22 protein-coding genes are annotated in these 24,279 nt (G+C 72.8%); 11 read left to right on the forward strand and 11 right to left on the reverse strand.

Features of this window, described 5'->3' with window-relative positions; genetic code table 11:
- Positions 1-236 precede the first annotated feature (236 nt).
- Positions 237-3,152 (forward strand): glycoside hydrolase family 48 protein, encoded by a 2,916-nt coding sequence (locus IE177_RS28020; protein WP_190018233.1) that lies wholly within the window; start codon positions 237-239, stop codon positions 3,150-3,152.
- A gap of 249 nt (positions 3,153-3,401) precedes the next feature.
- Here IE177_RS28020 and IE177_RS28025 read toward each other — a convergent pair whose 3' ends face one another.
- The 3 genes from IE177_RS28025 to IE177_RS28035 all read right to left on the reverse strand — a co-directional run bounded on the left by IE177_RS28025 (position 3,402) and on the right by IE177_RS28035 (position 5,222).
- The gene (locus IE177_RS28025; RefSeq protein WP_229816312.1) at positions 3,402-3,983 is read right to left on the reverse strand and encodes a hypothetical protein; all 582 of its coding nucleotides are present in this window, start codon (positions 3,981-3,983) and stop codon (positions 3,402-3,404) included.
- Between the two features lie 187 nt (positions 3,984-4,170).
- Entirely contained in the window at positions 4,171-4,911 is a 741-nt protein-coding gene (locus IE177_RS28030) for a class I SAM-dependent methyltransferase (RefSeq protein WP_190018235.1), read from the reverse strand.
- A 5-nt stretch (positions 4,912-4,916) separates the two neighbouring features.
- On the reverse strand, positions 4,917-5,222 hold the full coding sequence (locus IE177_RS28035; protein WP_190018236.1) for a 4a-hydroxytetrahydrobiopterin dehydratase: 306 nt from the start codon (positions 5,220-5,222) through the stop codon (positions 4,917-4,919).
- Between the two features lie 174 nt (positions 5,223-5,396).
- On the opposite strand from IE177_RS28035, the gene IE177_RS28040 reads away from it, so the two are divergent.
- On the forward strand, positions 5,397-6,230 hold the full coding sequence (locus IE177_RS28040; protein ID WP_190018237.1) for a helix-turn-helix domain-containing protein: 834 nt from the start codon (positions 5,397-5,399) through the stop codon (positions 6,228-6,230).
- A gap of 106 nt (positions 6,231-6,336) precedes the next feature.
- Positions 6,337-7,200: a Sco1979 family transcriptional regulator gene (locus IE177_RS28045; RefSeq protein ID WP_190018238.1), complete on the forward strand. Its 864-nt coding sequence runs from the start codon at positions 6,337-6,339 to the stop codon at positions 7,198-7,200.
- Positions 7,201-7,239: 39 nt separating this feature from the next.
- Here IE177_RS28045 and dnaK read toward each other — a convergent pair whose 3' ends face one another.
- From dnaK to IE177_RS28065, 4 genes are all read right to left on the reverse strand, one after another.
- Entirely contained in the window at positions 7,240-9,126 is a 1,887-nt protein-coding gene (gene dnaK, locus IE177_RS28050) for a molecular chaperone DnaK (protein ID WP_190018239.1), read from the reverse strand.
- A 149-nt stretch (positions 9,127-9,275) separates the two neighbouring features.
- Positions 9,276-9,701, reverse strand: coding sequence for an OsmC family protein (locus tag IE177_RS28055; RefSeq protein ID WP_190018240.1), 426 nt, complete (start codon positions 9,699-9,701; stop codon positions 9,276-9,278).
- A gap of 93 nt (positions 9,702-9,794) precedes the next feature.
- Positions 9,795-11,894, reverse strand: a complete 2,100-nt coding sequence (locus tag IE177_RS28060; protein WP_190018241.1) for a phage holin family protein — start codon at positions 11,892-11,894, stop codon at positions 9,795-9,797.
- A gap of 236 nt (positions 11,895-12,130) precedes the next feature.
- A complete protein-coding gene (locus IE177_RS28065; RefSeq protein WP_229816313.1) occupies positions 12,131-12,562 on the reverse strand; it encodes a hypothetical protein in 432 nt (143 codons plus the stop codon).
- An 84-nt stretch (positions 12,563-12,646) separates the two neighbouring features.
- Between IE177_RS28065 and IE177_RS28070 the strand changes: the two genes are divergently transcribed.
- Both IE177_RS28070 and IE177_RS28075 read left to right on the forward strand, forming a co-directional pair.
- Complete coding sequence (locus IE177_RS28070) at positions 12,647-13,420, forward strand: MBL fold metallo-hydrolase (protein ID WP_190018309.1); 774 nt, start codon at positions 12,647-12,649, stop codon at positions 13,418-13,420.
- On the forward strand, positions 13,417-14,052 hold the full coding sequence (locus tag IE177_RS28075; protein WP_190018242.1) for a DedA family protein: 636 nt from the start codon (positions 13,417-13,419) through the stop codon (positions 14,050-14,052). The genes IE177_RS28070 and IE177_RS28075 overlap by 4 nt, the downstream gene beginning before the upstream one ends.
- Positions 14,053-14,079: 27 nt before the next feature.
- Here IE177_RS28075 and IE177_RS28080 read toward each other — a convergent pair whose 3' ends face one another.
- From IE177_RS28080 to IE177_RS28090, 3 genes are all read right to left on the reverse strand, one after another.
- On the reverse strand, positions 14,080-15,189 hold the full coding sequence (locus IE177_RS28080) for an MBL fold metallo-hydrolase (protein ID WP_190018243.1): 1,110 nt from the start codon (positions 15,187-15,189) through the stop codon (positions 14,080-14,082).
- Positions 15,186-16,439, reverse strand: coding sequence for an aminotransferase class I/II-fold pyridoxal phosphate-dependent enzyme (locus IE177_RS28085; RefSeq protein WP_190018244.1), 1,254 nt, complete (start codon positions 16,437-16,439; stop codon positions 15,186-15,188). The genes IE177_RS28080 and IE177_RS28085 overlap by 4 nt, the downstream gene beginning before the upstream one ends.
- 192 nt (positions 16,440-16,631) lie before the next feature.
- Positions 16,632-17,543, reverse strand: coding sequence for a hypothetical protein (locus IE177_RS28090; protein WP_190018245.1), 912 nt, complete (start codon positions 17,541-17,543; stop codon positions 16,632-16,634).
- Between the two features lie 386 nt (positions 17,544-17,929).
- Here IE177_RS28090 and IE177_RS28095 point away from each other — a divergent pair, with 386 nt between their 5' ends.
- The 4 genes from IE177_RS28095 to IE177_RS28110 all read left to right on the forward strand — a co-directional run bounded on the left by IE177_RS28095 (position 17,930) and on the right by IE177_RS28110 (position 21,336).
- The gene (locus IE177_RS28095; RefSeq protein WP_190018246.1) at positions 17,930-19,726 is read left to right on the forward strand and encodes a thiamine pyrophosphate-requiring protein; all 1,797 of its coding nucleotides are present in this window, start codon (positions 17,930-17,932) and stop codon (positions 19,724-19,726) included.
- 275 nt (positions 19,727-20,001) lie between these two features.
- Positions 20,002-20,379, forward strand: coding sequence for a DUF2795 domain-containing protein (locus tag IE177_RS28100; RefSeq protein ID WP_190018247.1), 378 nt, complete (start codon positions 20,002-20,004; stop codon positions 20,377-20,379).
- Positions 20,376-20,720 carry a hypothetical protein gene (locus IE177_RS28105; protein ID WP_229816314.1) on the forward strand — a complete coding sequence of 115 codons (345 nt, stop codon included), beginning with the start codon at positions 20,376-20,378 and terminating at the stop codon, positions 20,718-20,720. The genes IE177_RS28100 and IE177_RS28105 overlap by 4 nt, the downstream gene beginning before the upstream one ends.
- Before the next feature lie 73 nt (positions 20,721-20,793).
- On the forward strand, positions 20,794-21,336 hold the full coding sequence (locus tag IE177_RS28110; RefSeq protein WP_190018310.1) for a type 1 glutamine amidotransferase domain-containing protein: 543 nt from the start codon (positions 20,794-20,796) through the stop codon (positions 21,334-21,336).
- 55 nt (positions 21,337-21,391) lie between these two features.
- Here the strand turns inward: IE177_RS28110 and IE177_RS28115 are convergent, their stop codons facing one another.
- The gene (locus tag IE177_RS28115; protein ID WP_190018248.1) at positions 21,392-21,679 is read right to left on the reverse strand and encodes a DUF6158 family protein; all 288 of its coding nucleotides are present in this window, start codon (positions 21,677-21,679) and stop codon (positions 21,392-21,394) included.
- Positions 21,680-22,513: 834 nt separating this feature from the next.
- Between IE177_RS28115 and IE177_RS28120 the strand changes: the two genes are divergently transcribed.
- Together IE177_RS28120 and IE177_RS28125 are read left to right on the forward strand one after the other, a co-directional pair.
- Positions 22,514-23,500, forward strand: a complete 987-nt coding sequence (locus IE177_RS28120) for a sedoheptulose 7-phosphate cyclase (RefSeq protein ID WP_444545626.1) — start codon at positions 22,514-22,516, stop codon at positions 23,498-23,500.
- Complete coding sequence (locus IE177_RS28125; RefSeq protein ID WP_190018250.1) at positions 23,497-24,276, forward strand: SDR family NAD(P)-dependent oxidoreductase; 780 nt, start codon at positions 23,497-23,499, stop codon at positions 24,274-24,276. Before IE177_RS28120 ends, IE177_RS28125 begins: the two co-directional genes overlap by 4 nt.
- Positions 24,277-24,279 lie beyond the last annotated feature (3 nt).

Consider the following 24,279-nt stretch of genomic DNA (forward strand, 5'->3'; position numbering starts at 1 on the left):
CGTCGTGACGGACGCGTCGACTGATTGGAATCGCTCCCACTGGTGCGAAGGAAGGTAGCGGCAACAGGCCCGCTTGCCCAGAGGAGTTGCCGACTTTTCCCGGGCGGGAGCCCCCGAATCTTTTCGACTCTTCAAGGACCTTGACCCCACTGGGCGCCATCCCCACTATGGGAGCGCTCCCACTGGTTCAAGCCTTGACTTCTCCCGAGCCGCAGCCGCAAGGAGGAACCAGCACCATGGATCCCGGACGCAGGCGCAGCGCCGCTCGGCGATGGTGGACCGCCACCCTGGCCGCGCTCGCCCTGCCCCTGACGATGCTCGCGACCGGCACGACGACCGCGCACGCGGCGGCCGTCCAGTGCAGCGTCGACTACAAGACCAACGACTGGGGCTCGGGCTTCACCGCCGACCTCACCCTCACCAACCGCGCGTCCACCGCGATCGACGGCTGGACGCTGACGTACGGCTACACGGGCAACCAGAAGCTGACCAACGGCTGGAACGGCAGCTGGTCCCAGTCCGGTCAGACGGTCACCGTGAGGAACGCCTCGTACAACGGCACGATCGCCGCGGGCGCCGCGGTCTCCACGGGCGCCCAGTTCACCTACAGCGGCAGCAACGCCGCACCGGCCTCCTTCGCGGTCAACGGCACCACCTGCGCCGGCGCGCACCAGCCGCCGGTCACCGTGCTGACCAGCCCCGCGGCGGGCGCGGTCTACTCGCAGGGGGACGCCGTCCCGCTCGCGGCGACCGCGGCGGCGGCCGACGGCGCGACCGTCAGCAAGGTGGAGTTCTACGACGACACCACGCTGCTGGGAACGGACACGAGCGCCCCGTACTCGCTCTCCGCCTCAAGTTTGACCGTGGGCAGTCATTCTTTGCTGGCGAAGGCGTACGACAGCCTGGGCGCTTCCGCGGAGTCCACGCCGGTCGGCATCACCGTCGCCTCCGGGCCGGCCGTGGTGGCCTCCCCCACCCAACTGGGCTTGCAGCAGGGCAAGTCCGGCACCTTCGACGTCAAGCTGTCGACGCGGCCGAGCGCGAACGTGACGGTGGACGTCGCCCGCACGGGCGGCAACACGGGCCTGTCGGTCACCGGCGGCTCCTCGCTGACCTTCACGCCGTCCAACTGGAACACGGCGCAGAAGGTGACCGTCTCCGCCGACTCCTCCGGCACCGGCAGCGCCACCTTCACCGCCTCGGCGACCGGCCACAGCAAGGCCGTGGTCACGGTGACGGAGCTGGCCGCGTCCAAGGCGTACGACGCCCGCTTCCTGGACCTGTACGGGAAGATCACCAACCCGGCCAACGGCTACTTCTCCCCCGAGGGCATCCCGTACCACTCGGTGGAGACGCTGATCGTCGAGGCGCCGGACTACGGTCACGAGACCACGTCCGAGGCGTACAGCTACCTCATCTGGCTGCAGGCGATGTACGGCAAGGTCACCGGGGACTGGTCCAAGTTCAACGGCGCCTGGGACGTCATGGAGAAGTACATGATCCCCACGCACGCCGACCAGCCGACGAACTCCTCCTACAACGCCTCGAAGCCGGCGACGTACGCGCCCGAGCTGGACACGCCGAACGAGTACCCGGCGAAGCTGGACACGGGCGTGCCGGTGGGACCGGACCCGATCGCCGGAGAGCTGAAGAGCGCGTACGGCACGGACGACGTCTACGGCATGCACTGGATCCAGGACGTCGACAACGTGTACGGCTACGGCAACGAGCCGGGCAGGTGCGAGGCGGGCCCGACGGCCACCGGTCCCTCGTACATCAACACCTTCCAGCGCGGCGCCCAGGAGTCGGTCTGGGAGACCGTCCCGCAGCCGACCTGCGACGCCTTCAAGTACGGCGGCAGGAACGGCTATCTGGACCTGTTCACCGGCGACTCCTCCTACGCCAGGCAGTGGAAGTACACGGACGCCCCGGACGCCGACTCGCGCGCGGTGCAGGCCGCGTACTGGGCGGACGTGTGGGCGAAGGCCCAGGGCAAGGGCGGTGACGTCTCCGCGACGGTCGCCAAGGCGGCGAAGATGGGCGACTACCTGCGCTACGCCATGTACGACAAGTACTTCAAGAAGATCGGCAACTGCGTCGGGCCCACGTCCTGCGCGGCCGGCACCGGCAAGGACGCCTCGCACTACCTGCTGTCCTGGTACTACGCCTGGGGCGGCGCCACCGACACCTCCGCCGGCTGGGCCTGGCGCATCGGCTCCAGCCATGTCCACGGCGGCTACCAGAACCCCCTCGCCGCCTACGCGCTCAGCTCCTACGCCGACCTCAAGCCCAAGTCGGCGACCGGTGCGAGCGACTGGGGCAAGTCGCTGCAGCGCCAGCTGGAGTTCTACCAGTGGCTGCAGTCCTCCGAGGGCGCGATCGCGGGCGGCGCGACCAACAGCTGGCAGGGCCGGTACGCGGCCGCGCCGGCGGGCACGCCGACCTTCTACGGCATGTACTACGACTGGCAGCCCGTCTACCACGACCCGCCGTCCAACCAGTGGTTCGGGTTCCAGGCCTGGTCCATGGAGCGGGTCGCCGAGTACTACCAGCAGACCGGGAACGCCACGGCGAAGGCGGTCCTGGGCAAGTGGGTGAAGTGGGCGCTGTCCAAGACCACGGTCAACCCGGACGGCACCTACCGGATCCCCTCCACCCTGCAGTGGTCGGGCCAGCCGGACACCTGGAACGCGTCGAGTCCCGGCTCCAACGGCGGACTCCACGTGACGGTCGCCGACTACACCGACGACGTCGGCGTGGCGGCCGCGTACGCCAAGACCCTCACCTACTACGCCGCCAGGTCCGGTGACGCCGACGCCAAGTCGACCGCCAAGGCGCTGCTGGACGGCATGTGGGGCAACCACCAGGACAGCCTGGGCATCGCCGTCCCCGAGACCCGCAGCGACTACAGCCGGTTCGGCGACAGCCTGTACGTGCCCAGCGGCTGGACCGGCACCATGCCGAACGGCGACGCGATCGACTCCTCCTCGACCTTCTCCTCGATCCGGTCCTTCTACAAGAACGACCCGGCCTGGTCGAAGATCGAGGCCTACCTCAAGGGCGGCGCCGCGCCCGTCTTCACGTACCACCGCTTCTGGGCCCAGGCGGACATCGCCCTGGCCATGGGCTCGTACGCGGAGCTTCTCGAATAGTCCCCGCCGGCGCTCCGCGTACACGACCCCGTCACAGGGCGACGGGGTCACCCGGCCGGGTGGTCCCCCTCCCGCACAGGGGGCCGCCCGGCCGTCGCGCCTTTCCCTCCCCCACGCACCGGAGGGGACCCCACCGTGCGCAGAACCCGCATCCTCACGGCCGTCCTGGCGCCGGCCGCCGGTGCTCCGGGCCCGCCGGTGCCTCCGGGCCCGCCGGTGCCTCCGGGCCCGCCGGTGCCTCCGGGCCCGTTACCTGACCTTTCCGGTGAAGACCGACGCCTCCGAATCGAAGTCCGGGGTGACCTCGATCTGGATGAGCTTCTCGCCCTTCGGGAGCTCGCAGCCCCAGGGCACGTTGAGGGAGCGGCCGGCGAGAAGCCTGGTCTCGGGGCCGCCCTCCAGACCCGCGTCGGAGTCGAAGACCGCCTCACTGCTCTTGCCGTCCCGGCCGTAGGAGCAGTTGACGGTGAGGGCGGTCGGGTCGAAGGTCTTGCTGCCGGCGTTCTTGAGCTTGATGGTGAACCCGAGGTAGGACGCGTTCTCGGGCTCGCCGAACTCGCCGGTCACCGCCCGCTTGAATCCCGAGAGGCCGACCTCGACGTCCGAATCGTCGTATACGACGGTGTCGTCGAGAGCGTATATCCCGTCGTCGCTCGTCTCGGGGGCCGGCGTGGACTCGTCGTCGGCCGGGGTGACGTCCTCGTCGTCCGCTGCGGCGGTCTTCGTGACCGTCACGGTGGGCGCCGGCTTGGCCTCGGCGCCTCCGGTGACGCCCGCCGTGACCAGCGCCGACACCACGGCCGCCGCGGCGGCTGCCGCCACGGCGATCACGGCTGTACGGGATTTCCCCGGGGGCACGGGCGGGGGAACCGCCGGTCCGTGACCCGGCATGGGCGGTGGTGTGAAGTCGGTGCTCATGGTCCCCTCTAGGACAGGTTGTTGACTATTGAATGATCTCCTTTCATCAAGCGGAATGTGAACCCCCCGTGATGAAACCGTGTCCACACCGGTCAGGGGGTCACGGTTTCCGGAAGGCGCGCAGGCTGAAGCGCGGGTCCGCGCGGCGGCGGTCCTGGTCCGGGAGGCGGGCCAGGCGCGCGGCGAACTCCTCGGTGCGCGGCTCGCCCGGCGGCAGCAGGGTGAACCAGCCGCGTCGCAGGTCGGCGATGGTGGCACGGGGGCTGCGGCCCTGCCCGGCGCCGGTGAAGGAGGCGTGGCCCACGGGCCGGAGGCCGTGCCGGGCGGCGTGCGCGGTGACGGTGCCGGCGGCGTCCGCGGCGGGGCGGTGCGGGCGGGAGGCGAGGACGGCGTCGATGTCGCTGCCGACGTCGTGGGCCGCGGCCTTGTCGACGGTGGTGACGTAGACCCCGCCGGGCCGCAGCACCCGGGCGCACTCGGCGACGACCGCGCGCACGTCCTCGGGGTCCCGCAGCAGGTGCAGCAGCCAGACGGTGGTGACGGCGTCGACGCTGCCGGTGCGGAAGGGCAGCCGGTGGCTGTCGGCCCGCACGACCGCGCCGGGCAGCCGCGCCGCGGCCATGCGGACCATGGCGGAGGCGAGGTCGGCGCCCGTCACCCGCAGGCCGGGGCGGGCGGCGGCGAGCCGGCGGGTGACGATCCCGGTGCCGCAGGCGACGTCGAGGAGGTGGCCCGGGGTGTCGGGTATCAGGCCGAGGAGGGCCTGCGCGGCGGCTCCGGCGCGGTCTTCGCCGCCGCGCGAGGCGTCGTAACGGGTGGCTTCTTCTTCGTAGTCGAGCACGCCGCTCAGTGTGCGCCGTGGCCCGGGGCGATGTCCTCCACCCTGCGGGCGAGCGCGAAGTCCTTCTCGGTGAGGGCGCCGCCCGCGCTGTGGGTGTGCACGCTGAAGGAGACGGTGTGGTAGCCGAGGGTGAGGTCGGAGTGGTGGTCCAGCTCGTCCTGGATGCCTGCGATGTGGACGACGAGCGCCGCCGCCGCGAAATGCGAGCCGAGCCGGTAGGAGCGGGTGAGCCGGTCGCCGTCCACCGACCAGCCGGGCAGTTCGGCCAGCCGGTCCTCGATCTCCTTCTGGGACAGCGGTTCGACGGCCATGGCCGGTCTCCCTTCGTGGCGGTGGGGTGGCCCCAGTGGAAGGCGGTACGTGCTCAGCCTGCCACGCCCGGGGCGAGCGCACTCCGCCGACGCGTCGGCCGTGCCCGCGGGAGGCGGCCGGATCACGCGTGCGGACCTCGATCACCCGTACCCGTGTCGATTAGGGTCGTCCGTATGACCATTGTCGCGTCCGGTCCTCCCGTATCCACGTCCGCCGCCGTCACCGACAAGGGGGTCGGCCCGCACCTGCGCGCCTGGCGGGAGCGGCGCCGGATCTCACAGCTGGAACTCGCCCTGCGCGCCGACTCCTCCGCCCGGCACATCAGCTTCATCGAGACCGGCCGGTCCCGGCCCAGCGAGGAGATGGTGCTGCGGCTCGCAGAGCACCTGGACGTGCCGGTGCGCGAGCGCAACGCCCTGCTGCTGGCGGCCGGTTACGCGCCCCGATTCCCGGAGACGCCGCTGAACGACCCGGCACTGGACGGGCTGCGCGACGGCATGGAACGCCTCATCCAGGGCTACGAGCCCTACCCCGCGCTGGTGGTGGACGCCGGTTACACGGTCGTCGCCGCGAACCGGGGCATCGCGATGCTCCTGGAGGGCGTGCCCGAGAAGCTGATGACACCGGCACCGAACGCGATGCGGCTGACCCTGCACCCGGAGGGGCTGGCGCCGCGCATCCGCAACCTGCGCGAGTGGCGCGGGCACCTGCTGGCGCAGATGGAGCGGGACATCGCCCTGCAGCGCTCCGACCGGCTCCGCGCCCTGTACGAGGAGGTGTCGGCCTACCCGGTGCCCGCGGACGCGCCCGGCGACGAACCCGAGGAGCCGGTGCCCTACTTCGCGCTGCCCATGCGGATCGAGCACGAGGGCCGGATCCTGTCCTTCGTGTCGTCCATCTCCACCTTCAACACCCCGATGGACGTCACGGTCGCCGAACTCGCCATCGAGACGTTCCTGCCGGCGGACGCCGCGACCACCAAGTACCTGCACACACTGCTCGGCTGACCGACCGTCACCCGTGCCCGTGTCTCCGGCCGGTGCCGGCCTCGTGTGCGCGGCGGCGTCCCGTGGCAGACTGCCCGCGTACTTCGGCGCGTAGGGAGGGCGTGGCGTGAGTGAGCGGCGGGCCGCGCCCACCGTCGGCCAGGTGGTGCTCGGCAAGCGGCTGCAGGAGCTGCGGGAGGCGGCCGGGCTGAGCCGCGAGGAGGCCGCCCGGGTGCTGCGGGTGGCGTCGGCGACCGTACGGCGCATGGAGATGGCCGAGGTCGCCCTGAAGATCCCGTACGTGCAGGTGCTGCTGTCCGCCTACGGGGTGCCCGGGCACGAGGCGGCCGTGTTCGTACGGCTCGCCGAGGACGCCAACCAGCCGGGCTGGTGGCAGCGGTTCCACGACGTGCTGCCGGACTGGTTCAGCCTGTACGTCAGCCTGGAGGGCGCCGCCCGGGTCATCCGCTCCTACGAGCCGCACTTCGTGCCCGGCCTGCTGCAGAGCGAGGCGTACGCGCGGGCGGTGATGGAGGCCGGCACGATCGGGCAGACCAGGCCGGAGACGATCGAGCGGCACGTGTCACTGCGCATGGAACGCCAGCGGCTGCTGGAGCGGGACGATCCGCCGCACCTGTGGGTGATCATGGACGAGACGGTCCTCAGGCGCCCGGTGAGCGTGCGGCCGGAGGTCATGCGGGACCAGCTGGACCGGCTGCTGGAGTACGCGGAACGGGACCGGGTCACGCTGCAGATCGCCGAGTTCGCGGCGGGCCCGCATCCGGGGACGTACGCGCCGTTCACGCTGTTCCGGTTCGCCGAACCGGAGCTGCCGGACATGGTCTTCACCGAGTACCTCACCGGCGCGCTCTATCTGGACGCGCGCCGGGAGGTCGCCGCCCATCTGGAGGTGCTGGACCGCATGACGGCCTTCGCGGCCTCCGCCCAGCGGACGCTGAAGGTGCTGCGGGAACACCGCGAAGTGCTCTGACCGCCGCGGCCGGGGGCCTCGGGCCGCGTACCTCCCCGGTCAGGCCGCGCCTCCCTTCGCGTCCCGGTCGTCGTCGACGATCTCCGCGTCGACCACGCCCTCCTCCTCGGCGGCGGCGCCGTGTTCGGCGGCGCCCGGCTGCCCGGCGCCCGGCTGCCCGGCGTCGCCGCCGGACGCGGCGGCCTCGTACATGGCCTGGCCCATCTTCTGGCTGACACCGGCGAGCCGGTCGACGCCCGCGCGCAGGGCGGCGGTGTCCGCGTTCTGTTCCAGCAGGGTCTTGAGGCCCGTGATCGCCTCCTCGACCTCGCCGCGGGTGGCGGCGGGCACGCGGTCGCTGTTGTCGGCGAGGAACTTCTCGGTCTGGTAGACGAGTTGCTCGGCCTGGTTCCGGGTCTCGGCGGCCTCGCGGCGGTTGCGGTCCTCCTCGGCGTACTGTTCCGCCTCCCGCATCATGCGGTCGATGTCGTCCTTGGGCAGGGCGGAGCCGCCGGTGACCGTCATCTTCTGCTCGCGGCCGGTCGCGAGGTCCTTGGCGGAGACGTGCATGATGCCGTTGGCGTCGATGTCGAAGGCCACCTCGATCTGCGGGACGCCGCGCGGGGCGGGCGGCAGCCCGGTGAGGTCGAAGACGCCGAGCTTCTTGTTGTACGCGGCGATCTCGCGTTCGCCCTGGTAGACCTGGATCCCGACCGAGGGCTGGTTGTCGGCGGCGGTGGTGAAGATCTCCGAACGGCGGGTCGGGATCGTGGTGTTGCGCTCGATCAGCTTGGTCATGATGCCGCCCTTGGTCTCGATGCCGAGGGACAGCGGGGTGACGTCGAGGAGCAGCACGTCCTTGACGTCGCCGCGGATGACGCCGGCCTGGAGGGCAGCGCCGACGGCGACGACCTCGTCGGGGTTGACGCCCTTGTGCGGGTCCTTGCCGGTGAGGTCCCTGACCAGGTCGGTGACGGCGGGCATCCGCGTGGAGCCGCCGACCAGGATGACGTGGTCGATCGCGGACAGTTCCACCCGGGCGTCCCGCACCGCCTGGTGGAAGGGGGTCTTGCAGCGGTCCAGCAGGTCGGCGGTCAGCTCCTGGAACTGCGCCCGGGTCAGCTTCTCCTCCAGGTGCAGCGGGCCCTCGGCGGAGGCGGTGATGTACGGCAGGTTGATCGAGGTCTCCGAGGAGGAGGACAGCTCGATCTTGGCCTTCTCGGCGGCCTCCCGCAGCCGCTGCACCGCCATCTTGTCGGCCCCGAGGTCGATGCCGTACTGCCCCTTGAAGCGTTTGACCAGGTGCTCCACGATCCGCTGGTCCCAGTCGTCGCCGCCGAGGCGGGTGTCGCCGTTGGTGGCCTTCACCTCGATGACGCCCTCGCCGATCTCCAGCAGCGACACGTCGAAGGTGCCGCCGCCCAGGTCGAAGACGAGGACGGTCTGCTCCTCGCCCCGGTCCAGGCCGTAGGCGAGGGCCGCGGCCGTCGGCTCGTTGATGATCCGCAGCACCTTCAGGCCGGCGATCTCCCCGGCCTCCTTGGTCGCCTGCCGCTGGGAGTCGTCGAAGTACGCGGGCACGGTGATCACCGCGTCCGTGACGTCCTCGCCCAGGTAGGCCTCCGCGTCCCGCTTGAGCTTCTGCAGCACCCGCGCCGACAGCTCCTGGGCACGCAGGCGGGCGCCGTCGATGTCCCCGTGTTCGGGGAAGCGCCAGGCCGCGTCGCCCATGTGGCGCTTGACCGAGCGGGCGGTGCGCTCGACGTTGGTCACGGCCTGCCGTTTGGCGACCTCGCCGACCAGCACCTCGCCGTTCTTGGCGAACGCCACCACCGACGGTGTGGTCCGCGCACCCTCCGCGTTGGCGACGACCGTGGGCTCCCCGCCCTCCAGGACGGCCACCACCGAGTTCGTCGTCCCGAGATCGATCCCGACCGCACGTGCCATGGTTCGTCCCCTTCCGCCCGGGCGCCTCCGGCACTCCCAGCACAGGACGTGCGGACGGCGCTGTCAATCGCACGAGTGCCCAGGAAACGGGGATGCCGCGCCCCTCGCGCCCGGCCGGGCGGGACGCGGCATCCGGGGACGTGGGAGCGTCAGGCCAGCTCGGCCGTCAGGGTGATGCTCGTGCCGGTCAGGGCCTGGCTGACCGGGCAGTTCTTCTTGGCGTCCTCGGCGGCCGAGGCGAAGCCCTCCGCGTCCAGGCCGGGCACCTCGCCGCGCACGGTGAGGTGGATGCCGGTGATGCCCTCGCCCGGCTGGAAGGAGACGTCGGCGTTGGTCTCCAGCCGGGTGGGCGGGGTGCCGGCGCCGGCCAGGGCGTGCGAGAGGGCCATGGAGAAGCAGCTGGAGTGGGCGGCGGCGATCAGCTCCTCGGGGCTGGTCCTGCCGTTCGCGTCCTGGGCGCGCGAGGCCCACGTCACCGGCTGGCTGCCGATGCCGGAGGAGTCGAAGGTGACGACGCCGTTGCCCTCGAGCAGGTTGCCTTCCCAGACGGTGTGTGCGGTGCGCGTGGTAGCCACGGTGGTTCCTTTCGCGTGTTGTCCCGTCGCCGGGATCCTCTGCCCCTATCCGATCACATCCGGGCCCGGCGCATGCCGAGGCGCATCCGTTTCTCAGGCGGCCCGTTCCTCCCGCGCGTCCGTGGCGAGGGGCACCTGCGGCCCCTCCAACTCGGCCAGCCAGCGGCGCAGTACGCGGTGCACGTGCTCGGCGCCGGCCGGCGTCTGCCCGTCCCCGGCGGGCGCGCTCAGGTCCAGGGGCGACAGCAGGAAGGGGCGGGACTGGGCGCCGCCGAGGCCGCCGTGGGAGCCGATCTGCTCCTCGAAGGCGAGGACTTCGCCGTCGGCGGGGTCGTGGGCGGAGTTCACCATGATGTCCGCGGTGTGCGGGAAGGAGTGGGTGCGGCGCACGGCGTCGGCCGCGCCGGGGCCGAAGCGGGCCAGCGGGCCGTCCTCGTCGTCCAGCTCGGCCACCGGGACCTCGGCGCCGTGTGCCCCCAGCACCACGCCGCCGTGCCGTTCGCTGCGCACGAGCAGGAAGCCGATGCCCGGGTGGTTGGCGAGGGTGGTGAGCAGGCCGGGGTGACGGGCGTCGAGCTCCTCCCTGGTCATGCGGTGCGGCACGTCCGGGAAGGAGACCAGGCCGAGGTTGCCGGAGGCCAGCACGATCGGCTCCGAGTCGCGGGCGGGGCGGTGATGGCCGCCCTTCTCCTCCACCGGCCGGCGCAGGGCCGCCCGGACGGCCGCGCGGGCCTCGGCGCCGCTGTGGGTGCGTTCGGCCCGGCGGGGGACGGGCAGTCCGCAGCCGGCCCGGACGAGGTCGCCGAGGGTGAGGCCGTAGCGGGCGCGGAAGGTCTCGCCGGGGCTCTGCCCGTGGTCGGACAGGACGACGATCCGGTAGGGGCGCGGGGCGTGTTCGGCGACCCGTTCGAGCAGGGCGAGCGAGCGGTCGAGGCGCTCCAGCACCTTCTCGGCGTCCCGGCTGCGCGGCCCGGAGTGGTGGGCGACCTCGTCGTAGGCGACGAGGTCGGCGTAGACGGCGGTGCGGCCGGCGAGCATGTCGCCCATCACCGCGGCGACGACGACGTCGCGTTCGACGACGGTGGCGAAGGCGCGGACGAACGGGTAGAGGCCGCCGCGGCCGACGCGGGGGCGCTGCCTGCGGACGCGGGCCCGGGTCGACTGGCCGATCTCGCGGGTGACCTCTGCGACGAAGGACAGGGCGGTGCGCACGGCGTTGGCGGGGTCGCAGAAGTAGGCGAAGTAGCCGGCTCGGGACCGGTTCCCGCGGTCCCGGCGGCGGGCGGCGATGGACAGCACGAGCGCCTGCTCGCCGGCGCCGCCGCTGAAGAGGTTGCCGCGGCTGGCGCCGTCGACGGCGAGCAGCCCCGCGTCGCCGGTGTGCGCCATGGCGCGGCGCTGCAGTTCGGCGGCGCTGGTCGGCCGGTTGCAGACCATCACCTCGCCCCGGTCCTTCTCGTACCAGCGGAAGGCGGGCACGTCGAAGGTGCTGCCGTGCAGGATGCCGAGCTGGCTGGCGCCGGTCTGGCTGGACCAGTCGGTGCGCCAGGGGGTGAGGCGGTGGGTCGGCGGCGGTCCGCCGGCCACCGGCCGTATGTCGTCGGCGGCGGCCAGCCAGCGGGCGACCGTGGGCATCAGGCCCCTGCGGACCGCGTCCGTGAGCACGTCGTGTCCGACTCCGTCGAGCTGGACGCAGACCAGGCCGGGGGCGGCCGGGCAGGGCGGGTGCGCGCGGCGGGTGCGGGTGGCGAGCCGGTGCAGGCGGCGACGGTAGGTCTCGTCGTCGCGTACGGCCAGGGCCGCCCCGGTGGCCGAGGCGACGGCGGACATCACGGCGGCCACGATGACGGCGGTCTCGGGGGCGGCCTCGCCGCGTCCGGAGGGGTTGATGTGCAGGGCGAGCAGCAGCAGGGAGCCGTTGAGGAAGAAGACCAGCAGGCCGAGGACGAAGGCCGGCACGAGCAGCAGCAGCCGGACCAGCAGCGGCCAGACCACGGCCGACAGCACGCCGAAGGCGCCGGCCCCGCAGGCGGCGGTGACGGCTATGCGGGTGGCGCTGTCGCCGTCGGCGGACTGGAGCTGGAAGTCGGGCAGGAGCCCGGCGAGGACCAGCATGGTCGTCGTGGAGACCGCCCACACGGCGATGCTCCGCCCGGCCTGACTGGCGAACCGCCGCCACCGCACCTTCCGCACGCCGCACACCTCACGTCCCGGCCCTCCCCCGCCCGTCCGGCGGGGAACCCCCGTCTCGCCTGCTCGCCCCAGCGGGCCGGGCTCCACCTTGTCATACCGGGCACGGCCGGCACGGGCCGTTCACCGGGCGCGACGGCGCCGGCCGCAGCCGGTTCGGGCGCCGTCGGGACCGGTTCAGCGGCCGTCGTGACCGGTTCGTCGCCCGTCGTGATGGTTCGGCGCCCGCCGCAGCCGGCTCAGCGCCCGTCGTAGCCGGCCGTCGGCATCGACAGGCGCCGGTGCACCCGTGCCTTCATCTGCGCGTCGTACGAGGGCTCGGCCCGCCCCACCGTCTCCACGCGCACGCCCCTGCGGGCGCACTCGGCGGTGAACTCCTCCACCGAGGACAGGGCCCGCTCGAGCACCCGCAGGCTGGGCGCGACGAAGACGTCGACGCCGGACCGCACCCCGTCCCACAGGGCGCAATGGTCGAAACGCAGGCCGCCGACGAGGAGTTCCCGGGCGACCACGTACCCGTGCTCGGCCGCCCAGCGGGCGCACATCGCGTACTGGCTGCGGGAATCCACCAGGAAGGGGTCGGTCTCCAGTTCCTCGAGAGGTGTCAGGCTCGCGATGGCGGTCACCCGCACCCGCGTGATCGCACCGAAGACACCCCGCGGCTGTCCCATGGCGTCCCCCTCACCTCCGGGTTTCGCCGCCGACCCTACTCCTGCCCGTAGGCTTCGGGGAGTCGCGTGAGGGAGGCGAAGAAGGTGCCGGTGGAGATCACCTGGTGGGGTCACGCCACCTGCACGGTCCAGGACGCGAACACACGGGTGCTCACGGATCCCCTGTTCGCCCGCCGGCTGGCCCATCTCCGGCGCCGGCGCGGCGCCCTGCCGCCCGCCGGGGCCCGCCGTGCCGACGTCGTACTGGTCAGCCATCTGCACGCCGACCACCTCCACCTGCCCTCGCTGGCCGGCCTGGCCCCGGCCACGCGCCTGCTCGTGCCACGGGGCGCACCACGGGCGGTACCGGGTCTGCGCCGTCTGCGCGGCCTGCGGATCACCGAGGTGGTTCCGGGGGACGAGGTGCGAATAGGAGAGCTGCTGGTGCGGGTGGTGCCGGCACTGCACGACGGGCGGCGGCTGCCGGTGGGCCCGCACCGCTCCCCCGCGCTCGGCTTCGTCGTGGAGGGCGAGGCACGGACCTACTTCGCGGGGGACACCGGGCTCTTCGACACCATGGCCGAGCGGGTGGGGCCGGTGGACGTGGCACTGCTCCCCGTGGGCGGCTGGGGGCCGTACCTGGGCGAGGGGCACCTGGACGCGGGGCGGGCGGCGCGGGCGCTGACCCTGCTGAAGCCGCGTGCCGCGGTGCCGGTGCACTACGGGACGTACTGGCCGGTCGGCATGGACGCGGTGCGCCCGCACGAGTTCCACGCGCCGGGCGAGGAGTTCGTGCGGCTGGCGGGCGTGGCCGCGCCGCAGGTGGCGGTGCACCGGCTCGGCCACGGGGAGAGCGTCCGGCTGGAGGTGGCCCGGTGAGCGGGCCTGCCCACGCCGCGACGCTCGCCGTCGCCGCGCTGCCGACGGTGCCCACGGAGTCGGCCCGGCAGGCGCTCGGCTATCCGTCGCTGTTCCTGCTGGTGCTGATCGGGGCGCTGGTGCCGGTGGTGCCGACCGGGGCGCTGGTGAGTTCGGCGGCGGTGGTGGCGTTCCACCAGACGGCGCCGTTCTCCCTGGCCCTGGTGTTCGTCACCGCGGCCCTCGCCGCGTTCCTCGGGGACGGGGCGCTGTACTGGCTGGGCCGGCGCGGGATGCGGTCGAAGAACGGTTCGCGGTGGCTGGAGGCGATCCGGTCGCGGGCGCCGGAGGAGCGGCTGACGCAGGCGCAGGAGAAGCTGGCCGGGCACGGGGTGGCGGTGCTGGTGCTGTCCCGGCTGGTGCCGGCCGGCCGGATACCGGTGATGCTGGCCTGTCTGGTCGCCGACTGGCCGTTGCGGAGGTTCGCACGGGGGAACCTGCCCGCGTGCCTGGCCTGGGCGGTCACGTATCAGGTGATCGGGATACTGGGCGGCTCGTTGTTCAAGGAGCCGTGGGAGGGCGTGGTCGCGGCGGTCGCGCTGACCGTGGTGGTCAGCGCGGTGCCGGGCGTGGTGCGGCGTCTGGCCCGGTAGCTCGGTGGGGGCCGCCGAGCGGCCCCCCTACCGGGTGCCGCCGTCGAGGACCCTCGAGGCGCCGATCGGGAGGTCCCACAGGTCTTCGCGCGCCAGCCCCGCCCTCTCCCACGCCACGCGTGCCCGTGTGAGCGGTTCCAGGACCGGCTCGGCGGAGAGCACGAAGGTGCCCCAGTGCATGGGGGCCATGCGGCGGGCGCCGAGGTCGAGGGTGGCCTGGACCGCTTCCTCCGGGTCGCAGTGCACGTCGCTCAGCCACCAGCGGGGGTCGTAGGCGCCGATGGGCATGAGGGCGAGGTCGATGCCCGGGTAACGGCGGCCGATGCGGGAGAACCAGTGGCCGTATCCGGTGTCGCCGGCGAAGTACAGGCGCTGTCCGTCGGGCGCCGTGAGGATCCAGCCGCCCCACAGGCTGTGGCAGGTGTCGGTGAGGGTGCGCTTGGACCAGTGGTGGGCCGGCACGAAGTCGAACCGTACGCCGGAGAGTTCGGCGCCCTCCCACCAGTCCAGTTCGGTGACGCGGGTGAAGCGGCGGCGGCGGAACCAGCGGCCGAGCCCGGCGGGAGCGAACACGGGTGTGTCGCGCGGGAGCCGGCGCAGGGTGGGGGCGTCGAGGTGGTCGTAGTGGTTGTGGCTGATGACGACGGCGTCGATGGGGGGCAGGGTGTCCCAGGCGACGCCGACGGGGGTGACGCGGGCCGGGGTGCCGAGGATGCGGCGGGACCACACGGGGTCGGTGAGGACGGTCAGCCCGCCCACGCGCACGATCCAACTGGCGTGTCCCGCCCAGGTGACGGCGAGCGTGCGCGCGTCGACGCGGGGCAGCGGGGCGGGTTCGTAGGGAAGCCTGGGGATGTCCGCGAGGCCTTCGGGGGCTGGGCGTACGGCGCCCTCGCGGGCGAAGCGGGCCAGGGCCTTCAGGCCCGGCAGGGGGGCGGTGAGGCGGTCGTGGAAGGTCCTCGGCCAGACGCGGAGTTCGCCGATGGGGCGGGGCTCGGCCGGCGGGGGGAAAGGGGGCGCGAGCGGGGCGGGTATGTCGCGTGCGGCGGCCGCCGCGGTCGTCTGTCCGACGGCGTCCCCGGTCGTCGTGGCGGTGGCCGTCGTGGCCGGGGCGGGCTCGTCCGTCTGCTGCGTCATCGAGGCTCCCATCGCTGGGCTTCGTCGCGGAGTTCGTCGAAGACCGACCTGAAGGAGTTCAACGCACCTCGCAACTGCGGCAGTTCCAACGGATCAGGGGACGCGAGGCATTCCGTGCGCTCCTCGTCCGTGCCGGTCAGCAGCGGTCCCGTGGAGAGCCGCACGCGCAGGGCCTCCAGGTCGTCGCCGAAGCGGTGGCCCCCGGGCGCGGGCATGCCGAGCCGGGCGGTGAGGAAGTCCTCCAGTTCCTGGGCGTCGCCGACCCCCCGCGCGGCCAGCGGCTCCCGCAACGGGCCGAGGTCGACGTAGAGGTGGCGGCCGGCCTGCGGCGGGCGGGCGAGCGCGCCGGCGGTCACGGCCGCGGTGTGCGCGGCGGCGGCCACGCGCGCGTGCAGCCGTACGGTGGCCTCGCGGCGCTCGGTGACGGGCGGGGGTTCGTCGAGGGCGTGTCCGGCGGCCGCGGCGACGGGCGCGGCGACGCGGGCGCCCAGCGCGGTGAGGATGTCGAGCACGCGCGCGTGGAGGCGCCGTCCGTCCTCGGTGGCCGGGAAGCGGGCGATGGCGGCGGGCCAGCCGGGCGGCAGCAGGGCGCCGGCCAGGTCGGTGACGACGGTGACCCGGTCGGGCCACATCTCCGCGGGGCTGAGCAGCACGGTCCCGTGCGGATCGTGCAGTGTGTCGCGCCAGGTCTCGTCGCTGACCAGGTGGAGCCCTTCGGCGGTCGCGGCCTCGACGGTCTCGTGCAGCAGTTCGGGCGGGGCGACGGTGGCGGTGGGGTCGTCGGCGACGGACAGCACCAGCAGCCGTGGGTCGCCGCCCTCGGCGCGGACCCGGCGGACGGTCTCCAGCAGGGCGTACGGGTCGGGGACGCCGCCGCTCTCGGCGGGCGTGGGCACGTGGAAGACGGGCCGGCCGAGCACCCGGGCGTAGGGCGCCCACCAGGCGGCGCAAGGACGCGGTACCAGGACGTCGCCGCCGTCGCCGGAGAGGGCGGCGGTGAGGGCGAGCAGGAGTGCGGGAGCGCCGGGGCCGGCGGCCACCTGGTCGGGGGCGCAGAGCAGCCCGCGGCGGGTCCAGTAGCCGCAGGCGGCCTCCAGCAGCGCGGGGGCGCCGCCGACGGGCTGGGCACCGGCGCGGTGCGCGGCTGCGGCGAGCACGGCGGAGAGGCCGGGTAGCACGGGCAGTCCGTCGCCGGGGAGGGGCGGGCCGTAGCGGACGGGGCCGTGTCCCTCGGGGTCCGTCCGCCGCATGTCCGCCTCCGCGCAGTCCGTGGTGCCGCGTGCTCTTCTGCCCTCCCGGCAGCCGACCGCTCTCCTCGTTCCCGGGCCGCTGGGGGTGCGGGAGGCGACGCTGGTGCTTGGTGCGCCCGTTGCCGGTGTGTCCTCGGGAGGGTGGGTACCCGCCGGGCGGCCCTCCATGGGCGGTGGCCCGAGTTGTCCGGATCACACGTCCGTGGACCGGTCGCCCCCGGACCGGATGCGGCCGTACAGCCGGTACACCGCTCCCCCGCAGGCCACGGCCATGAGCACGCCGCCGGCGACGAGAGCCGGGACCGAGTCGTCGAACGTGCCCCCCGCTCCGGCTTCCACTCCGTGCTGCACGGTGGCCGGGTCGCATCCGCCGTCGCCGTGGGAGTCGCGGCAGCTGTGGCCGCGGCCCTGACCGCGGTCGCCGTGGCACTGCTCGCCCCCCGTCTCCCGGCACTGGCCGGCGTCCGCGCACGGCTTGCCGTCCTGGCATGCCTGGCCGGCGCCGCACTGACCGGGTTCGGCGCACGCACCGTCGCCGTCGGCACGCCCACCGCCGCCATCGCTGACATCGCCGCTGCCGTAGCCATAGCCGCTGCCCACGCCCTCGTCGGCGCTGCCGGCGCCACCGCCGCCGTCGTCGCCGGGGTGGGTCGCGGTCCACGGCTCGCCGGGCACACTGGGTTCGCCGGGCCCGCTGGGGCCACCGGGACCGCCACTGGGTCCACCAGGGCCGCCGGGCTCGGTCAGGCAGTCGCCGGGGGCCGTGTGGGCGGCGTCCGGGCGGGTGCGCGAGGGGTCGGCACCGAGGTCATCGCCCGAGGGTGTCCAGCCTCCGGTACCGGGCGCCGGGCCGGTACCGGCGTCGCAGCTCGCGACGGCGGTGACGGCACGGCCGGGCCCGACGGTGCCGTGGCCCGCGGCACCGGTGGACCCCGCGGAGGCGGTGGGTCCCGCCCACGCGATGAGCCCCGCCGACACGATCGGCCCCGCGGATGCGGTGGGGGTGGCGAACGTGGCGGGTCCCGCGAACGCGGTGGGTGCCGCGAGGGCTATCGCAGCACCGGCGGCGAAGGCGGCGGGCAGGGCGCGGACGGTGCGACGCATGGGAGGGACTCCTCGACGACGGCGGGGCGGTCGGACGGCGGTACACCGGGGCACCGGTACGGCGGTTCGGTCGGGCTGTCGGGCTGTCGGGCTGTCGGGCTGTCGGGCGGGGCACCGGTACGGCCGGCCGTGCGGCGCCTGGGCAGCGGGGTAGGGGTCGTGCCCTCTTCCGCCATCACAGCCCGCGCACCGCCGTACCGCGCGCGGCCGGACCCCATTCGCGGGACACGCACGCCCGGGCGGGTGACGGACCGGAACCCGGGCGAACGGGTGACCGGCGGTGCTCCGGCGGGCGGGCGGGCGCGAGGTTTTCGGCGCCCCCCGCAGGTGACTCGGTATCCGCTGACCGGACCGTCCGCTTCGCACTCCATCCGGGAGGATCATCCATGAGCACCAAGGTCTCCGACCACATCCTCGAGCGCCTGCGTGCCTGGGGCGTGGAGCAGGTCTTCGGCTATCCGGGCGACGGCATCAACGGGCTGCTCGCCGCCTGGGCCCGTGCCGATGACCAGCCACGGTTCATCCAGTCCCGGCACGAGGAGATGTCCGCGTTCGAGGCCGTCGGGTACGCCAAGTTCAGCGGTCGGCTGGGAGTGTGCGCGGCGACCTCGGGTCCCGGCGCGATCCACCTGCTCAACGGGCTGTACGACGCCAAGCTGGACCATGTGCCGGTGCTGGCGATCGTCGGCCAGACCAACCGGACCGCGATGGGCGGCTCCTACCAGCAGGAAGTGGACCTGCATACGCTGTACAAGGACGTCGCCTCGGACTTCGTCGAGACGGTCATGGTGCCGGAGCAGCTGCCGAACGTGCTGGACCGGGCGATCCGCACCGCCTACGCCCGGCGCTGCCCGACCGCCCTGATCATCCCCGCCGACGTGCAGGAGCTGGACTACTCGGCGCCCACGCACGAGTTCAAGATGGTGCCCTCCAGCCTGGGGATGAGCGACTACACGGCGACCCCGACGGACGACGCGCTGCGCCGGGCGGCGGACGTGCTGAACGCGGGCGACAAGCCGGCGATCCTGATCGGGCAGGGCGCCGCGGGCGCCGTCGCGGAGGTGCGCGAGGTCGCCGAGCTGCTCGGCGCGGGCGTCGCCAAGGCCCTGCTCGGCAAGGACGTGCTGAGCGACGAACTGCCCTACGTCACCGGCCCGATCGGGCTGCTGGGCAGCAGGCCGTCGTACGAGCTGATGCGGGACTGCGACACGCTGCTGACGATCGGTTCGTCGTTCCCGTACACGCAGTTCATGCCGGAGTTCGGCAAGGCGCGCGGGGTGCAGATCGACATCGACCCGCACATGGTCGGCATGCGCTACCCGTACGAGGTGAACCTCGTCGGCGACGCGCGGGCGACCCTGCGGCGGCTGATCCCGCTGCTGGACACCGACCGGGGCGGCCGCGAGTGGCACGACACCGTGTGCGCGAACGTCAAGCGCTGGCACGAGACGATGGAACGGCGGGCCGGGCTCTCGGCCGACCCGATCAATCCCGAGTTCGTGGCCCGGGCGCTCGATCCGCTGCTGCCGGACAACGCGATCCTCACCTCCGACTCCGGTTCGGTGGCCAACTGGTACGCCCGGCACATCACCATGCGGCCCGGCATGCGCGGCTCCCTGTCCGGGACGCTGGCGACGATGGGGCCGGGCGTGCCGTACGCGATCGGCGCGAAGTTCGCGCACCCCGACCGGCCGGTGTTCGCACTCGTCGGGGACGGTGCGATGCAGATGAACGGGCTGGCGGAGATGATCACGGCGGCCAAGTACCGGGATCGCTGGTCGGATCCGCGGCTGGTGGTGGGGGTGTGGAACAACCGGGACCTGAACCAGGTGACGTGGGAGATGCGCGCGATGGAGGGCTCTCCGTCGTTCCTGCCGTCGCAGGAGATCCCGGACGTGCAGTACGCGGCGTTCGCCCGCTCCCTGGGTCTGACCGGTGTACGGGTGGAGAAGCCGGAGGACGTGGAGGCGGGCTGGCGGGCGGCACTGGAGGCCGACGGGCCGGCCGTGGTCGAGTTCCTCACCGACCCGGCCGTACCGCCGATTCCGCCGCACGCCACCTGGGAGCAGATGGAGGCGACGGCCGCGTCGATCCTGAAGGGCGACGCCGACCGCGGCTCGATGATCAAGCAGGGCCTGAAGGCCAAGGTGCAGGAGTTCCTCCCCGGCCGGGACAAGGGATAGCCACGACGGCCGGGGCCCTCCCGCGCTCACGCCGGGGATCGGTGCGGCCGGTATGACGCTGAGCGTCCTGCCCAACCTCCTCTCACCGCTTCGAACGATGCGCGCGGTGCCCGCCGGGCAGGCCCCCGAGTTCGCCCGTTGACGCGGCCGTCCGGTGGGATCTCACCCGGAGTGCGGGGTGTGTGCTCGCGGGAACGGCGCTCCTCGCGGGGCCGGCTGTTACACGACCGCCCCACCGGGTACGCGGTGCGGATCCCGACCCTCTGGAGGGAGACATGCAGCGAGGCAGTGACCGGCTGAGCGTCCACCGCGACGACGAGATGAAGCACGAACTGAAGGGACTGCTGAGGTCCGGGCACCCGACGCGCGCCGAGGAGTGGCACGACCCTGAACCGGCCGCGGACGACGACCCGGAGGTGTGGAGCGGGCCCGTGGGCGGTCTGGGATCCCCGGCGTCACTGGAGCGGGTACGTGCGGAGCTGACCCGCACCGTGAGCCGTGGTTCGTTCCCGGCGACCGCGCGGGACCTGACCCGGATGCTGCGCCGGAAGAACGCGCCGGGCGGACTGGTCGACGCGGTGGCGCAGCTGCCGCCGTCGGCGCGCTACGAGAACGTGCAGCAGCTGGCACAGGCGCTGGCGGGAGGCGAATGAGCGGGGACGGGGCCGCGCGGATCGCCTCGGCCGGCGCCGCCGTCGACGTCGGCGAGGTGACCACGCGCTTCCTGCTGCGCGGGCCGCTGCCCGGATGGTTCGTGCCGGGGGCCGCCGACCGGGCGACGCACAGACGGTCCCGGGCCGAGGACACGGAGGGGACGAAGGAGTCCCTGATCCCCTCTGCGGTCGCCGCCGCGGGGCGGGCGCGGGGATCCGGACGCCCGGCGCCCGGTGCCGCGCCGGGGCCCGCTGTCGCCCGGCTGTGCGGCGGGCATCGGCCCGCCCCCCGGGGCGTGTGTGCTCCTGGCGTACGGCGAGGAACCGCCGCGCTGCGGTAGGGCGGCCGGGGACAGGATGCGGCGCGCGGGCGGCTCGGGCCGCGCCGGGCGCCGGGGAAGGAAGCTGAGAATCATGCGTATCGCGTTTCTGGTGGCGCCCGAGGGCGTCGAGCAGGTGGAGCTGACCGAGCCGTGGAAGGCGGCCTCGGACGCCGGGCACGAGCCGGTGCTGGTCTCGACCGAGCCGGGGAAGATCCAGGCGTTCAACCATCTCGACAAGGCGGACACGTTCCCGGTGGACGAGGTGGCCGGCGAGGCGTCGGCCGGTTCGTTCGGGGGTCTGGTGCTGCCCGGCGGGGTGGCCAACCCGGACTTCCTGCGGATGGACGAGAAGGCCGTCGCGTTCGTGAAGGACTTCTTCGAGCAGGGCCGTCCGGTGGCGGCGATCTGCCATGCGCCGTGGACGCTGGTGGAGGCGGACGTGGTGCGCGGCCGGGTGCTGACGTCCTGGCCGAGCCTGCGGACGGACATCTCCAACGCGGGCGGCACCTGGGTGGACGAGCAGGTGAAGATCTGCGACCACGGTTCCAGCCGGCTGGTCACGAGCCGTAAGCCGGACGATCTGAAGGCGTTCTGCGAGGCGTTCCTGCACGTGTTCGCCGGCGAGCCCGGCTGATCGGCCGCGTGCGTCGAGGGGCCGGCCCGTGCGGGCCGGCCCCTCGGCGTGGGGATCAGGTGCCCGGCGTGCCCGGAGCCGCCGCCTCCGAGCAACCGCGTTCACGGGCGCCCTCGCGCGTGCGGCCCGCGCTGACCAGGCGGCTTGGATTGCGGCGCAGGTACTCGCCCTCCAGCTGCGCCATGCGCTCGTTGTGGGCGCGCAGCGCGTCGTTCGAGGCGTACAGGAGGGTGTCGTGGCGCGTGCGGTGGATCGTCTCCAGCTCCTTCATGAGCTGCTGGTCGTCCAGCCGGCTGGGGTCGACTCCGGTCATGGTGGTTCCCCGCTCGTCGTGTTCGTTCATGCGGTCCGGGTACCCGCCCGGCGGCACCGCCCCCGAGCGTCTTCGGGGAGGAGTCCACAGAGCTCGCGTTCCTGGATCCACTGTACGAACATCCGGGGTCCGGGGCCTGCGCGGGCGGGTCGAGAGTTCCCCGATACCGCCTGAATGGTTACCGGCGGTATGCCGCGAACATGTGCCTGCATGGGCCATCCAACGCGTCTCACCCCGCAAGACGCAACACGCCGAACGGCCGTGATCTGCACCACACGCACGACAGTTAAAGCTTATACCACTTGCGGAATTCCGGAGCGGGAAGGTCCGCCCCCGTAGGTCGCCAGGCGCATATTTTCAGTCCCTCCCCGCACGGGCCGGAATGGCCCCGCGGGCGGTCGCCACGGACTGGCGGACAGGGGAGGGGAATGCCGTTTCAGCCATGACGCGCCGCACCGGCGCCGACGGTCCGGCGGGCCCCCGAGACACAGAGGCGACTCCTCACCTCCGTCAAACGAGACAGACATAACCAGACATTTGACTCATTCTCCGTGATTGGAAGCGCGCCATCCTCGATGTATGTTTCGGCGTGCAACAAACCCGACGCCGTTCCCGTCGGTCCGACCGGAGGAAAGAGTCACCTTGAAGGACACGGCACGTCAGCAGAGCTGGAAAATCCAGACGGAATTACCCGTCGAGTACGAGATAGTCGAAAGTCATGGTCTGTTCGACCCCGAGAACCCCGATCTCCTCAGCCTTCCCGGGGGGCGCCGGAGTACGGGTACCCGCCTAGTCGTCCTCGACCATTCCGTCGAGGAGTTATACGGCGCGGAAATCCGCGGCTACTTCTCGAAGAATCGAGTGATGGTCGATTATCTGACGCTTCCCGGCTCGGAGGAGAATAAATCCATCGAGCGCGTACTGGAAGTGGTCAACAAGCTCAACGACGTCGGCACCAACCGCCTCAGCTCCCCGCCCATCGTCATAGGAGGCGGTGTCGTCGCTGACGTGGTCGGGCTCGCCGCGAGCCTCTACCGGCGGGGAATCCCCTTCGTCCGGGTGCCCACCACCCTGCTCGGGCAGGTCGATGTCAGCGTCGCCGCCAAGTCCGGCATCAACTACGGGGGATACCGCAACCGCCTCGGCGCCTACACCCCTCCTCCGAGGACACTGATCGACCGTGGCTTCCTCGCCACCGTTCCCGACCGGCAACTGCGCAACGGCATGGGCGAGATCTTCAAGATGGCCCTCATCAAGGACCTCCGTCTCTTCGAACTCCTGGAGGAGTACGGCCCGGAACTCATCGCGACGCGCTTCCAGGACCCGGACTCCACGAGCACCAGCCTGCCGGGCACGGTGGCCGACGAGGTCATCGGCCGGGCCATCGCGGGAATGGCCGAGGAGCTCCAGCCCAACCTGTGGGAGAAGGATCTCCAGCGATCGGTGGACTACGGGCACTCCTTCTCCCCGCTGGTGGAGATGCGCGCCCTTCCCGAACTGCTGCACGGCGAGGCCGTGGCCATGGACTGTGTCTTCTCCGCCCTCATCGCCGCCGGCCGCGGCCTGATCGGCAGCGCCCAGCTGGAGCGCATCGTCGCGGTGGCACGGCGCATGGGACTCGAACCCTCCCACCCGCTCTTCTGCGACGTGGCACTCGTCCTCGACGGCCTCGCGGACACCGTGCGCCACCGCGACGGCCGGCAGAACCTGCCGATGCTCACCGGGATCGGCCAGGTCTGCTTCCTCAACGACGTCACCGAGAACGAGATCGAGCGCGCCTGCGCCGGGATGGGCCGCCTGCTCGACGCGAACGCGGCTCGGCCGGAGCAGTGCATCGGGTCCGAGCTGTGACCGAGGACACCGGCACCCGGAGCTCGGTGGACCGGAAGGTCGTGGTCGTCACCGGCGGCAGCTCGGGCATCGGCCGGGCTTCCGCCGCGGTGTTCGCCGAGGCGGGTATGCGGGTCGTCATCGCCGCCCGCAGCCAGGAGCGCGGTGCGGAGGCCGAGCACGAGATCCGGTCGCGCGGGGGTGAGGCGCACTTCGTCCGCTGCGACGTCTCCGACCCGGACCAGGTCCGGAACATGTTCGCCCGAGCGGTCGAGCGGTACGGCCGGGTGGATTGCGCCTTCAACAACGCTGGTGTGTCCGGCGACGGGCGCCTCGCGGACCTCGCGCCGCAGGACTTCGACCGGGCCTTCGCGGTCAACACCCGTGGCCTGTGGCTCTGCATGCGGGAGGAGCTGCGGCTGATGTCCGCCCAGAAGGACGGCGGCAGCATCGTCAACAACACGTCGGTGCACGGCATCCGCACGGTCTTCCCGGGAATCGGCGCCTACGTCGCGTCCAAGCACGCCGCGGTGGCCCTGACCCGGATGGCGGCGATGGAGCATGCGCGCGAGGGCCTCCGCGTGAACGCGCTCGCCCCCGGCCCCGTCGAGTCCGAGATGCTGGCCGCGTCGGAGGCTGCCGTCGGCGGTGCGACGACCTGGCGCGGGCTGATCCCGTCCGGGGAGATCGGCACCGCGCGCCAGGTCGCCGAGGTGGCCCTGTGGCTGTTCTCCACCGCTTCCTCGTACGTCAACGGGCAAGTCATCGGCGTCGACGGCGGATTCCTGGCGACGTGACCC

Origin of the sequence: Streptomyces lucensis JCM 4490 (assembly GCF_014650035.1) — a bacterium.
GTDB classification, from domain to species: domain Bacteria; phylum Actinomycetota; class Actinomycetes; order Streptomycetales; family Streptomycetaceae; genus Streptomyces; species Streptomyces lucensis.